The 13290-nt window shown below is 68.7% G+C and carries 10 protein-coding genes; 3 read left to right on the forward strand and 7 right to left on the reverse strand.

What is annotated here, in order from left to right; all coding sequences use genetic code 11:
* A partial coding sequence (locus tag FHS34_RS41640; protein ID WP_245002635.1) for an alpha-amylase family glycosyl hydrolase occupies positions 1-917 on the reverse strand: 917 nt, incomplete at its 3' end.
* Positions 914-3040, reverse strand: a complete 2127-nt coding sequence (locus FHS34_RS41645) for an alpha-1,4-glucan--maltose-1-phosphate maltosyltransferase (protein WP_184976108.1) — start codon at positions 3038-3040, stop codon at positions 914-916. The genes FHS34_RS41645 and FHS34_RS41640, both read right to left, overlap by 4 nt.
* Positions 3041-3373: 333 nt before the next feature.
* On the opposite strand from FHS34_RS41645, the gene FHS34_RS41650 reads away from it, so the two are divergent.
* Positions 3374-5992 (forward strand): glycosyltransferase family 1 protein, encoded by a 2619-nt coding sequence (locus FHS34_RS41650; protein ID WP_184976111.1) that lies wholly within the window; start codon positions 3374-3376, stop codon positions 5990-5992.
* A 26-nt stretch (positions 5993-6018) separates the two neighbouring features.
* Here the strand turns inward: FHS34_RS41650 and FHS34_RS41655 are convergent, their stop codons facing one another.
* Together FHS34_RS41655 and FHS34_RS41660 are read right to left on the reverse strand one after the other, a co-directional pair.
* Positions 6019-6237: a DUF397 domain-containing protein gene (locus tag FHS34_RS41655; protein ID WP_184976114.1), complete on the reverse strand. Its 219-nt coding sequence runs from the start codon at positions 6235-6237 to the stop codon at positions 6019-6021.
* Positions 6238-6240: 3 nt separating this feature from the next.
* Complete coding sequence (locus FHS34_RS41660) at positions 6241-7092, reverse strand: helix-turn-helix domain-containing protein (protein WP_184976116.1); 852 nt, start codon at positions 7090-7092, stop codon at positions 6241-6243.
* 206 nt (positions 7093-7298) lie between these two features.
* Between FHS34_RS41660 and FHS34_RS41665 the strand changes: the two genes are divergently transcribed.
* Both FHS34_RS41665 and FHS34_RS41670 read left to right on the forward strand, forming a co-directional pair.
* Positions 7299-7712 carry an ATP-binding protein gene (locus FHS34_RS41665; RefSeq protein WP_184976119.1) on the forward strand — a complete coding sequence of 138 codons (414 nt, stop codon included), beginning with the start codon at positions 7299-7301 and terminating at the stop codon, positions 7710-7712.
* Positions 7713-7745: 33 nt separating this feature from the next.
* Positions 7746-8588, forward strand: coding sequence for an RpnC/YadD family protein (locus FHS34_RS41670; RefSeq protein WP_184976121.1), 843 nt, complete (start codon positions 7746-7748; stop codon positions 8586-8588).
* 365 nt (positions 8589-8953) lie between these two features.
* Here FHS34_RS41670 and FHS34_RS44335 read toward each other — a convergent pair whose 3' ends face one another.
* From FHS34_RS44335 to FHS34_RS41680, 3 genes are all read right to left on the reverse strand, one after another.
* Entirely contained in the window at positions 8954-9178 is a 225-nt protein-coding gene (locus FHS34_RS44335) for a DUF6881 domain-containing protein (RefSeq protein WP_372478661.1), read from the reverse strand.
* 633 nt (positions 9179-9811) lie between these two features.
* On the reverse strand, positions 9812-10288 hold the full coding sequence (locus tag FHS34_RS41675; protein WP_313149777.1) for a contact-dependent growth inhibition system immunity protein: 477 nt from the start codon (positions 10286-10288) through the stop codon (positions 9812-9814).
* Positions 10254-13290 (reverse strand): polymorphic toxin type 28 domain-containing protein (locus FHS34_RS41680; protein ID WP_184976127.1); only part of this gene is annotated, 3037 nt, incomplete at its 5' end. The genes FHS34_RS41675 and FHS34_RS41680, both read right to left, overlap by 35 nt.

Genomic DNA, 13290 nt, shown 5'->3' on the forward strand with positions numbered 1-13290 from the left:
ACCGGGTAGCGGGATTCCCGCCGTACGGCCATGAAGATCCGCGGCATGACGGGGAAGTGGAACGCCATGTGGCACTCGTCGCCACCGGTGGAGTAGTCGCCGAAGTAGTCGACGACGTCCTCGGGCCACTGGTTCGCCTCGGCGAGCAGCACCTTGTCGGGGTACTGGGCGTCGATCTCCTTGCGCACCCGCCGCAGGAACTCGTGGGTCGCCGGCAGGTTCTCGCAGTTGGTGCCCTCCCGCTGGTACAGGTAGGGGACCGCGTCCAGCCGGAACCCGTCGATGCCGAGATCCAGCCAGAACTTCAGCGCGGAGATCATCTCCTCCTGCACCGCCGGGTTCTCGTAGTTCAGATCCGGCTGGTGCGAGAAGAAGCGGTGCCAGTAGTACTGCTTGCGTACCGGGTCGTACGTCCAGTTGGAGACCTCGGTGTCGACGAAGATGATGCGGGCGTCCTGGTATTGCTTGTCGTCGTCGGCCCAGACGTAGTAGTCGCCGTACGGACCGTCCGGATCCCGCCTCGACTCCTGGAACCACGGGTGCTGGTCGCTGGTGTGGTTCATGACGAAGTCGATGATGACGCGCATGCCGCGCTGGTGGGCGGCGTCCACGAACTCCACGAAGTCGGCGAGGTCACCGAACTCCGGGAGGACGGCCGTGTAGTCGGACACGTCGTAACCGCCGTCCCTCAGGGGGGACTTGAAGAACGGCGGCAGCCACAGGCAGTCCACGCCGAGCCACTGCAGATAGTCGAGTTTGGCGGTCAGGCCCTTCAGGTCGCCGACGCCGTCGCCGTTGCTGTCCTGGAAGGAGCGGACCAGCACCTCGTAGAAGACGGCGCGTTTGAACCAATCCGGGTCCCGGTCCTTGGCGGGAGTGTCCTCGAAGGTGTCCGGAACGGGCTCATTGACGATCATATTGTGGGTGACCCTCCGATCTGCGGGGTGGACGGTCGCAGGACGGTGCAGACATGCGCGGGCCTATGACCCGGCTCGAGGCGCACATAGTTGGCCCTGCCCCAGTAGTAGGTCTCGCCGGTGAGCTCGTCGCGCACCGGCACGGACTCGTGCCAGTCCAGGCCGAGTTGCGGCATGTCCAACGAGACCGTGGCCTCCTGGGTGTTGTGCGGGTCGAGGTTGACGACCACCAGAACCGTGTTCGATCCGCTCCGCTTCGAGTAGGCGATCACCGCGTCCTTGTCGGTGTGGTGGAAGTGCACACCACGGAGCCGTTGCAGGGCCGGGCTGTGCCTGCGGATGGTGTTGAGCCGGGTGAGGAGGGGCGCGATGGTGCGGCCCTCGCGTGCGGCGGCTGCCCAGTCACGGGGTTTGAGCTGGTACTTCTCCGAGTCGAGGTACTCCTCGCTCCCCTGGCGGAGCGGGGTGTTCTCGCACAGTTCGTAGCCGGAGTAGACGCCCCAGGAGGGGGAGAGGGTGGCGGCGAGGACGGCGCGGACCTCGAAGGCGGGCCGTCCGCCGTTCTGGAGGTAGGCGTGCAGGATGTCGGGGGTGTTGGCGAAGAAGTTCGGCCGCATCCAGGCCGCCGCCTCCCCCGACAGCTCGGTCAGGTACTCCGTGAGCTCCTGCTTGGTGTTGCGCCAGGTGAAGTACGTGTACGACTGCTGGAACCCGGTCTGCGCGAGGGTGTGCATCATCGCCGGGCGGGTGAACGCCTCGGCCAGGAAGATCACGTCCGGGTCCCTGCGGTTGACCTCGGCGATGACCCGTTCCCAGAACACCACCGGCTTGGTGTGCGGGTTGTCGACCCGGAAGATCCGCACCCCGTGGCCCATCCAGTGCCGCAGCACCCGCACGGTCTCGGTGACCAGGCCGTCCATGTCGGCGTCGAAGGCGATGGGATAGATGTCCTGGTACTTCTTCGGCGGGTTCTCCGCGTAGGCGATCGTCCCGTCGGGGCGGTGGTGGAACCACTCCGGATGCTTCTGCACCCAGGGGTGGTCCGGGGAGCACTGCAGCGCGAAGTCCAGCGCGATCTCCAGGCCCAGCCTGTTCGCCTCGGCGACGAAGAAGTCGAAGTCCTCGATCGTGCCGAGGGCGGGGTGGACGGCGTCGTGGCCGCCCTCCGGGCCGCCGATGGCCCAGGGCACGCCGACGTCGTCGGGGCCGGCGGTGAGGGTGTTGTTGCGGCCCTTGCGGAAGGTGGTGCCGATCGGGTGGATCGGGGGCAGGTAGACGACGTCGAAGCCCATCTCGGCGATCGGCTCCAGCCGGCGGGCGGCGGTGCGGAAGGTGCCGTGCGGCCGCTCGGCGGTGCCCTCGGAGCGGGGGAAGAACTCGTACCAGGAGCCGTACAGGGCCCGTTCGCGCTCCACCAGCAGCGGCATCGCGTCCGAGGCGGTCACCAGCTCCCGCAGCGGATACCGGGCCAGCAGCCCCTCCACCTCCGGAGACAGGGCGGCGGCGAGCCGCCAGGCGGCCGGGCGGTCCTCGTCCCGCAGGGCCGCCACCGCGTCCAGGACGGGCTGCCGCAGTTCCTCCGGCACCCCGGCGGCGGCACGCTCGTACAGCTGTGCGCCCTCCGTCATGACCAGATCGCTGTCGATCCCTGCCGGGATCTTGATCCGGGCATGGTGCCGCCAGGTGGCGAGCGGGTCCGACCAGGCCTCCACCGTGTAGGTCCAGCGGCCGGGTTCACCCGCGGTGACGGTGGCGCCCCAGCGGTCGGTGCCCGGGGCGAGTTCCCGCATCGGCGTCCAGGGCCCGGCCCGGCCCGCCGGGTCCCGCAGCACCACGTTCGCCGCGACGGCGTCGTGGCCCTCCCGGAACACGGTGGCCGACACCTCGAAGGACTCCCCGGTCACGGCCTTGGCGGGCCTGCGGCCGTGCTGGACCACGGGGCGTACGTCGAGGACGGGAATGCGGCCCACGGTGGTGGCCGCGTCGGGGGAGGACCGCTCCCCGGCGGCGGACGGGGCGGCGGCGCCGGCCGGCGTCACACCTTTCCTGCCCGTCGTCTTCCTTCCTGCTGCCTTGGTCGCGCTGCTTGTCGGGGGTGCTGACGAGTGGTGCGTGGCGGGCATGACCGCTCCTGTCCGCTTCAACGTGGGTGTGGCGGATGGATGTGGGGAGGTGGGTCCTGCGGAAGTGCTGTGGTGCGCCTGTGGGGTGTGTACCGGAGGAGCCTTCCCACCCGATTCGGGTGGGCAATCCGGCACTTTGTTAACTACTCACGCGTATGTCTACACACAAGACCGGTCCCTTTCTCCAGGTGCCCGGTGGCCGGGCGTTGACGCCCCCTCCGACACCCCCGGCGGGTACGTCCCCACCGACCGCGCGGTAACCACTACCGTCGGAGGCGACGACGAGGCGTACAGCTCGGTGCGTCTCACCGCAACGCGTCCCGAGGTAGGAATGTGAAGGCGATCCGTCGGTTCACCGTCCGTCCCGTTCTCCCCGACCCCCTCCGGCCGCTGAGTGACCTGGCGCGCAATCTGCGCTGGTCCTGGCATGCGGAAACACGTGATCTGTTCCAGTCCGTCGACGCCGAGGCCTGGGCCGCGGCCGGCGGTGACCCGGTGCGGCTGCTCGGCAGCGTGCGGCCGGCGCGGCTGGCCGAGCTGGCCGGGGACCGGCGGTTCCTGCGCCGTCTCACCGCGGTCGCCGACGACCTCGACGACTATCTGACCGGCGACCGCTGGTACCAGTCCCAGTCGGACGGCCTGCCCGCCGCCGTCGCCTACTTCTCGCCGGAGTTCGGCATCACGGCCGCGCTCCCACAGTACTCCGGCGGCCTCGGAATCCTCGCCGGCGACCATCTGAAAGCGGCCAGCGACCTCGGGGTGCCGCTGATCGGGGTCGGACTGCTGTACCGCCACGGGTACTTCCGGCAGACCCTCTCCCGGGACGGCTGGCAGCAGGAGCACTATCCGGTGCTCGACCCCAACGAACTGCCGCTCGGCCAGCTGAAGGAACCCGACGGCACCCCGGCCGGGCTCTCCCTCGCGCTGCCGGGCGCCAGGGCCCTGCGCGCCCGGATCTGGCTGGCCCGGGTGGGCCGGGTGCCACTGCTGCTGCTCGACTCCGACGTGGAGGAGAACGACTTCGGCGAGCGCGGGGTGACCGACCGGCTCTACGGCGGCGGCAGCGAACACCGTCTGCTGCAGGAGATGCTGCTCGGCATAGGAGGTGTGCGGGCCGTACGGACCTACTGCCGGCTCACCGGTCACCCGGTGCCGGAGGTGTTCCACACCAACGAGGGGCACGCGGGGTTCCTCGGCCTGGAGCGCATCGCCGAACTGTGCGACGAGGGGCTGGACTTCGACTCGGCGCTGGAGGCCGTCCGGGGCGGGACGGTGTTCACCACGCACACCCCGGTGCCGGCCGGCATCGACCGCTTCGACCGGGAACTGGTCGGCCGCCACTTCGGCCGGGACGCCGAACTCCCCGGCATCGACGTCCAGCGGATCCTGGCGCTGGGCATGGAGACCTACCCGGGCGGCGAGCCGAACCTGTTCAACATGGCGGTGATGGGGCTCCGGCTGGCCCAGCGCGCCAACGGGGTGTCGCTGCTGCACGGGAACGTCAGCCGGGGCATGTTCGCGGGGCTGTGGCCGGGATTCGACGCCGAGGAGGTGCCGATCACCTCCGTGACCAACGGGGTGCACGCGCCGACCTGGGTGGCGCCGGAGGTGCTGCGGCTCGGCGCCCGGCAGATCGGCGCCCAGCGGGCGGAGGACGCGCTGTCCGTCGGCGGCTCCGAGCGGTGGGACGCGGTCGCCGACATCGCGGACCAGGAGATCTGGGAGCTGCGCCGGACCCTGCGCGAACAGCTGGTGCTGGAGGTGCGGGAGCGGCTGCGCGTGTCCTGGCGGCAGCGCGGGGCCGGCAACGCGGAGCTGGGCTGGATCGACGGGGTCCTGGACCCGGACGTGCTGACGATCGGGTTCGCGCGCCGGGTGCCGTCGTACAAGCGGCTGACGCTGATGCTGCGTGACCGGGACCGGCTGATGGAGCTGCTGCTGCACCCCGAGCGGCCGGTGCAGATCGTCGTCGCGGGCAAGGCGCACCCGGCGGACGACGGCGGCAAGCGGCTGGTGCAGGAGCTGGTGCGGTTCACCGACGACCCGCGCGTGCGGCACCGGATCGTGTTCCTGCCCGACTACGGCATGGCGATGGCGCAGAAGCTCTACCCGGGCTGTGACGTCTGGCTGAACAACCCGCTGCGGCCCCTGGAGGCGTGCGGCACGAGCGGGATGAAGGCGGCGCTCAACGGCTGCCTCAACCTCTCGGTGCTGGACGGCTGGTGGGACGAGTGGTTCCAGCCGGACTTCGGCTGGGCCATCCCGACCGCCGACGGCGCCGGCACGGACCCCGACCACCGGGACGACATCGAGGCGGCGGCCCTGTACGACCTTCTCGAACAGCGGATCGCGCCGCGCTTCTACGAGCGCGGGCGCGGCGAGCTGCCGGACCGCTGGATCGAGATGGTCCGCCAGACCCTGTCCCTGCTCGGCCCGAAGGTGCTGGCCGGCCGCATGGTCCGCGAGTACGTCGAGCGGCTCTACGCCCCCGCCGCCCAGGCGCACCGCGCGCTGACCCCGGACACCGCCCGGGACCTGGCGGAGTGGAAGGCCCGGGTGCGGGGTGCCTGGCCCGGGGTGAGCGTCGACCACGTCGAGACGACCGCGACGACCGCGACGGCGGAGCTGGGCACCACCGTGGGCCTGCGGGTCCGGGTGGGCCTGGGCGAGCTGAGCCCGGACGACGTGGAGGTGCAGGCGGTGTCCGGCCGGGTGGACGCGGAGGACCGCATCACGGATGCGACGGTGGTCCCCCTCAAGCCGACCGGCACGCCCGATCTCGAGGGCCGGCTCGTCTACGAGGGCCCCCTCTCCCTGGACCGCACGGGCCCCTACGGCTACACGGTCCGCATCCTCCCCACCCACCCCCTCCTCGCCTCCGGCACCGAACTGGGGCTGGTGGCGGTGCCGTCGGGAGATGTGGTGGAGGGGGCGGGGGTGTTGCTCCGGTGAGGTGAGCGCCGGGAGGCACCTTCGGTTCAGGACGCGCGGTGCGCTCCGGGGCCGGAGGTGCCGGTGTCCTTCAGGGCCTGAAGGAAGGGGGCGAAGGCGGCTGCGGGGAAGGTGAGGGGGGTTCTGGCCGGGTCCTTTGAGTCGCGGACGGATATGTGGGTGGGGCCCTTCGCGACCTCAACGCAGGCGTCTCCCTGTCCGCCGCCCGAGAAGGAGGACTTCTGCCAGGTGCCGGGGGTCAGCATGTTTCACAGCTCCTTCGCGAGGCGGTGAATGAAGTCACGCGAGCGACCAGGTTCGAGTGACGCGGCCTCCACCCTACGGAAGAGCGTTCGATATCGACTGAGCTGGGCCTCGGCATCGATGTAGACGGGACCGTTCGGGCCGTCACGGACAACGGTGTCCAGCTTGGGCACAGGACCACCCGCATAGACCATGGCGCTTCCGGCTCCGCCGAAGTCGTCCAGGTCGAAGGGGATGACACGCACGGTGACGTGGTCGGACTCGGAGAGCTCCAGGACTCGGTTGAGCTGACCGCGTGCCGTGGGCCGGTCCCCGACCCTGATCCGCAGAGCAGCCTCGTGGATCACTGCCTCGTAGGGGACAGGATCCGCACGCTCGATGATGCCCCTGCGCTTCATCCGGTGCTCGACCCAGAGGTCCACATCGCTGCCCGAGAACTCCGGGTTGACGTAGGAGAAGAGACGCCGGGCGTAATCGGCGGTCTGGAGAAGCCCTGGAACGTGCAGGAACTCCACGTCCCATCGGTAAGTGGCGTGGTGCTCCAGCTCGGGCAGATCGAGGAAGGGCGTCGGTAGCCGGCCCCGGTACTCCTCCCACCAGCCCTGCGTCCGATCGGAGGCGACTGCGGCCAAGGCGTCGATCAACTCGTGGTCCGGGCAGGCATAGTTGCCCGCCATGCGACGCAGGCGTTGCTCGCTGACACCTGAGGTGCCGGCCTCGATCTGGCTGATCTGAACGGAGTTCACGCCGAGCATCGCAGCTGCCTCCCGGGAGCTGAGCCCCGCCGCCTCGCGGAGCCTGCGCAGTTCCACGGCCAGCCGCAGTTGCCGCGCGGTGGGTTCGCGCTTGGTGCCCATCGGTGCTCCTTGCTGCAACGCACGTGCCGTCGTGACCCGTTCGGGGTCAGATTACGGGATCGGCTTGCTGACCCTTAATTCTAAGGTCTACCGTCGGCGACGTGCCGGTTGCGCACGGAAAGTGCACCTCGCCGCCCTGCCATGGCGCCCGCGGCAATGCCACCGCACGCTCGAAATCCCCTGTCATCGAACGGAGTTGTTGACGCATGCCCGAAAACGAGCCCTGGGACTACACGCTCTACATCCCGAACGACTTGAGAGCGGTGACCGTGTGCCGCCGCACCCTGCGCCTGATTCTCACGATGCACGGGCTGATCGGGCTGGTGGACACGGCGGAGCTGCTGGCGACGGAGCTGGTGTCGAACGCGGTGCGGCACACGAAGGGGCCGGCGGCGCTGAGGGTGCGCCGGACCCGGGAGGGGGTGGTGTGGATCGGGGCGTGGGACACGGACCCGGCACCGCCTCCTCCGCCCCCAATGCTGGGCCAGGTCGCAGGGCTGGGGGAAGAGGGACGGGGCCTGGGGCTGGTACGGGCGTGCGCCGACGGGTGGGGCTGGCAGCCGTCGGCGCGTTTCGGGGACCGGGGGAAGTTCGTGTGGTGCGAACTCGCGGCGGCGTAGCTCGTTGATCACGTCGTACGGAAAGGAGAGCTGATGGTCGGCTCGTCGCACGAGGCGCTGCACCGGATCTTCCAGAAGGACCCGGCGCTGCTGACGAGGGCGTTACAGCGGGTGCTGCATGTGCCGTTCCCGGAACCCAGGGAGGTCGCGGCACTGAACGTGGACCTCACCGAGATCGAACCGGTGGAGCGGCGGGTGGACACGCTGCTGCGGGCGGAGACGGACGAGGGCACGTACCTGCTGGTGGTGGAGTCGCAGGGGAAGGTGGACGAGCGCAAGCGGGGCAGCTGGCCGTACTACCTGTCGTACCTGTACGAGAAGTACCGGTGCGAACCGGTGCTCATCGTGATCACGCAGAGAAGCGCAACGGCGAGGTGGGCCTCGCGGCCGATCCGGCTCGGTTTCGCGGGCTGGGACTCGCTGACGGTGCGTCCGCTGGTGCTGGGTCCGGACAACGTCCCGGTGATCGCGGATGAGTGGCAGGCCGAACGGGACGTACCTCTTGCGGTGCTGTCGGCGATGACACACGGGCGTGGGCCGCAGGCTCCCGCGGTCTTCGTGCAGTTCGTCGACTCCTGCCTGGCCGAGCCCCGGGCGAAGCAGATGTGGAGGGACCTGATGACGGCGATCCAGTACTTCTGGCGACACCCACTGGCGGAGCAGGTGCGCGAGGAGGGGCGAGAACAAGGGCTTGAGCAGGGACGCGTTCAGGATCGGCGGGAAATCACACTTCGCATCCTGGAGTGGCGCGGCATCACCGTGCCCGACGCCGTCCGCGAGCGGGTCGAGGCATGCACGGACCTGGACCAGCTGGAGGCCTGGGCCCAGCGAGCGGTGCACGCCGAGGACGCAGGGGTACTGTTCGCCGGGGAGTGAACGGGTGACCGTCGGGCCACTCGTCTCTCGGCCGGTGTCGGGCTTCCACGGGCCGCGTAAGGGCGCTGCGCGTCGCCTGCGGCGATCGCCCTGCGGGCCACCCTTGACTCGGCTCACTCCAGCACGGAGAGGAAACGAGCGAGCGGCCCGAAACAGCGGTGGCCCAGCCCGGCACCGGGCCCTCGGCGTGCTGCATAGTGCCGCCGACTGAGGGTGCGCGCTCGCGCTTCGCCGGCACGCCGGACCGGCTTTGCGGCCAACGACCGGTGGCAGCGGGGACGATTGGCGGATTTGTGCCAGGTGGCGTGGGAAAGATGAAGGCTGAGGCCGCCCGGAGACCTCGCTGCGTGGATCAAATCCGCCAATCACCGCCATCCCGGAACGTTCCTCGTCGACCACGAGGCGGTTCGCCACGCTCGCTCGAAGTCTTCAGGGCTGATCGAAGAAGCTGAGAACTCTGGCTGGCTCGCCACATAATCGATCGATCCTACGGGCACTTCACTCAGACCGATTTCCGCGGACTCGTGGAACTTGTCGGCCTTCAGACGCCCCAGTACGCCCAACAGAGCGAGCCGGAAGTCCTCCGGCATCCTTGGTGCTCAGCTGGCCTAGATCTGCCACTATGTGTGTGCGGGCGAGTCATGCGGTGAGAAACCTATCGATTTCATCTGCGACAGGGAGACGTACACCCAAACGGGATAGTCACTATCGCTGGGCACGCAACTCAGCGCAAGGCATGCGTGAGCGATGCACCGCCGAAGTGGTCGGCCTCGCCTTTCCGGGATGGCGGCGGGAAGATCGTAGTCCATCATGGCGCACCCGTTTAGCGGAGGCTGCGAGGTGAACGATGTCCTCGAAGTCGGATGTGGAGCCACTGTATCCGCCTTGCAAAGCGGTAAGTAGGTGCGCGCCATTTTCCGCCACTGTTCAGCCGCCCTCGGCGATCGCCCGATAAGCCGGGGGGGGGGGGGGGGGGGGGCGTTCCGCTGAGCGTGTAGCAATTCGTTACCCATGAGGGNNNNCACACGCCCCCCCCCCCCCCCCCCCCCCCCCCCCCCCCCCCCCCCCCCGCCCCCGCCCCCCCCCCCCCCCCCGGTCCGCTGAGCGTGTAGCAATTCGTTACCCATGAGGGCGGTCATTGCGGTAGGTAGCCGCAGCAGAGACGCGAGGCTGTCACTACTTTCTGCTGCTACGGCATGCTCTTGCCAGTCGACCTGCTGCCCTTACAGCAGGTCTGCCAGGGTTGCTCGATAACTGTCCGCTTCTCGCTTAATGTGCGACGAGAGGTCGGTGAGCATGCGCACCGTCTCGTCTAGGTGACGTGCGAGGCGCGGGTTGTCCCTCCATACAGATTCCCTACGTGTCAGCACTGCCGATAGTAGGTCGTCGTCGTACCAGCCGGTTGCTGCCTCCTGCGGTGCGGTTTCGCGCAGGAAGTCCAAGGCCACCGGGAGAAGCCAGTGAAGTCCGACGTCCTGGGAGATCAGCCGCCGTAGATCCTCCACGGAGAGGTCCTTGATGGCTCGCTGTCGCAATTGATGGACGCTGCGCACCAAGGTCGTACTCTCCTGCGGAGGATCAGGCCACCGCTCTCCTTCCAATTGCTCGATGGACCTGTCACGGTCGACAAAATTCGAAAGCATAAGTCCTTCTCTCTTGCCCGGCCTACGTGCGATGGCCGATCGAATGCAGGAATCCATTGAGGCGGTCGAGTTCTCCGATCAATTCTTTGCGTTTCGCGATCAAAACTTTGATTCCTCGATCGGTCAGTCCTGCGGGGGGAGTCTCGATCTCGCGTTCGAGGACCCTCCTTGACCTGTCGAGCCCATCCCGGGCCTGCTTCAGCTCTGCTATGTGGTCAAAAGGTGTTCCGTCGGCTTTCCGGGCAACCACTTCCCCATTTGCCTCACGGCGGGCAGCGTTATAGTGGTTGTGGTTCGGCTGCGAGTTTACATCGCCGAGCGGATCCTTTTTTATGTTCTCAAACTTCTCGATCGCTCGTTGCGCAGCCGGCGACAAACCCAACGAACGGCATGCCTCAGGTGCAAGGCCCAGTGAGTCGGACCAAGTGCACGGATTGTCAACATAGGTGACAGGATTGAGAGCGGGTTCGAGTCCGAGAGGGTCGGGTGTGAGGTAGCGGGCAGTGTCCGGGTCGTAGTGGCGGAAGTAGTTGTAGTGGAGGCCGGTTTCCGGGTCGTAGTACTGGCCTGGGAAGCGTAGGGGGGTGTAGGTGGTGCTGTTGGCTGCCCATGCCGTTGTGCCCCACAGGGTGCTGCGGGTGTGCCAGGCGATTTCGCCCTGTTCGTCGATGAGTTCGTTCGGGGTGCCGACCAGGTCGGTGACGATGGTGAAGAAGCGGGAGTCGATCTCCTCCTGTGGTGCATCGGCTGCCGTGATGCGTTCCGTTTGGGTCAGGGGGCGTAGGCCCTGGTGGTCCCAGGTGAGGGTGACCGGGTGGAGGAGGTCGGTGGACGTTGTGGTTTGTTCGCAGAGTGTGGTGCCGTCCCAGGTGAAGTCCACCCTCTCCCGCACTGTCTCGCCGTCCCCGGCCATGCGGAGCTTTGATGTGCGGCGGCCCAGGGGGTCGTAGGTGTAGCGCCAGCGGGTGCCGTCCGGGGTGATGACCGAGGTGAGGCGGTCCTCGGCGTCCCACTCGTAGCGCCAGGTGTCCGGCTTGCGGGAGAGGCGGGTCTTCTGGCGGAGGGTGATGCGGCCCAGGGCGTCGTGTTCGTAGCGGACGTTGCCCGCCCGGGTGATGCGCGTGCCGGCGTAGGTGCGGGGGCCCACCGCCTCGCCGCCCGGGTGGTCCGTCGGCCAGGTCGCCTGGGTCTGGTTGCCGGCCTCGTCGTAGGCGTACCGCTCCGTCCAGCCGGCCGCGTGGACCGCCGTCACCCTGCCTGTCGCGTCCAGGTCGAAGCGGCGGGTGCCGGAGAGCCGGTCCTCTATGCCGATCAGGTTGCCGTCGGCTCGGTAGGTGTAGCTCCGGTGCTGGACCTCGCGGCCTCCGGCGCCGGTCACCGACTGGGTCGTCAGGCGACCCAGTGCGTCGAAGGTGTGGCCCAGGGCGACTGTGCCACCGACATGGCGGGTCAGTTCGCGGCCCGCCGCGTCGTAGGTGAAGTCGATCGGCCGGCCCGACGCGACCATGCCCGTGTGGCGGCCCGCCGCGTCGTACGACCACGTCGTCTCGGCTCCGGTCGGCGTCACCCGGCCCGTGCGGCGGCCCAGCGCGTCGTAGGTGAACTTCAGCGTGCGGCCGTTGACCGTCTCCGAGCGCAGGCGGCCGTGGCGGTCCCGCAGGAGCGTCAGAGTGGTGCCGTCGGGGCCCGTCGCTTGGGCCAGCTGATCGGTCAGGTCGTAGGCGAATGTGGTGATGTGTCCTGCTGTGTCCTTGCTGAGGATTTGGCCGAGTTCGTTTCGCTCGAAGGACGTCACCTCGTCGAGCGTGTTCCGTCGAGAGGCCAGGCGGCCGGCCGGGTCGTACGTGTACGTCAGCGTGCGGTCGTCGAAGTCCTTCTCCGTCGCCAGGCGGCCGGCCGCGTCGTATTCGTACGTCCATGTCAGGCCCTGCGGGTTCGTGACCTTCGTCAGGCGCAGTTCCGTGTCGTGGTCGAATGCGTAGCGGACGCCGTCCGGGCCGGTGCGGGCGGTGAGCAGGTCGAAGTGGGTGTACTCGAAGTGCGTGACGCCACCGATCGGGTCGGTGTGGCTGGTGCAGTTGCCCTCGCCGTCGTACGTCCACGTCTCCGTCGTGCCGTCGGGTGACGTGCGGCGGGTCAGCCGGCCTTCGAGTGACCATTCGAGGAGGGTCGTGGCGCCGGTGGGGTCGGTGATCGCGGTCGGGAGGCCGAGGGCGTTCCGCGCGTAGCGCGTGCTCGCGCCAAGCGGGTCCGTCACCTCCACGGGGAGGCCCGAGCGGTCGCACACGACCGTCGTCGTGTGGCCCAGCGGGTCCGTCACCGACGTCAGGTGCCCGGCCTGCGTGTAGGCGAAGCGGGTGGTCCGGCCCGCCGGGTCCGTGACCGAGGTGCGGTTGCCCCGTTCGTCGTAGGTCTGGCGGATCACCGTGCCGTCCGGGTTCACCACCTTCACGGGCAAGCCCAGGTCGTTGGACTCCGCGCGTGCCTCGCGGCCGTCCGGGCGGATCGCCCGGGTGAGGTTGCCCGCCTCGTCGTACTCGAATGTGGTCGTGTGGCCCAGGGGATCTGTCGTGGAGAGCAGGCGGTTGTAGCGGTCGCGGACGTAGTGCGTGGTCGCGCCGAGGGCGTTCGTCTCGGCGATGACCTGGCAGCGGCGGTTGACCAGGTAACTGGTGGTGTGGCCGTGTGAGTCGGTGATGGTCGTGGCGTGCTCGCCGCTGTCCGGGTCGGCGGGCCCGTAGGTGAAGGTGGAGCGGAGGTGGCCGGCGGCGCCGGACTGGTGGGTGCAGCGGTCCTGGTCGTCGTAGACGTAGGTGAAGCGGCTGTCGTTGGTGTCGGTCCAGGAGGTGATGCGGCCGTCTTCGTCGTAGCCGAAGCGGGTCGGGCGGCCGGAGGACTGCACGACCTCGGTGAGATGGCCGTCGGTGTAGCCGTACCGGATCAGTTCCTGGTTCCCGCCGTCCGGTGCCGCGCCCGCCAGATGCAGGGCGGTGACCCGGCCGTCGGCGGTCGTGACCAGCAGGTGGTGACCGCTGCTGTGGACGATGGCCGAGGGTGAC

This window comes from Streptomyces echinatus (genome assembly GCF_014203595.1).
Lineage (GTDB): Bacteria > Actinomycetota > Actinomycetes > Streptomycetales > Streptomycetaceae > Streptomyces > Streptomyces echinatus.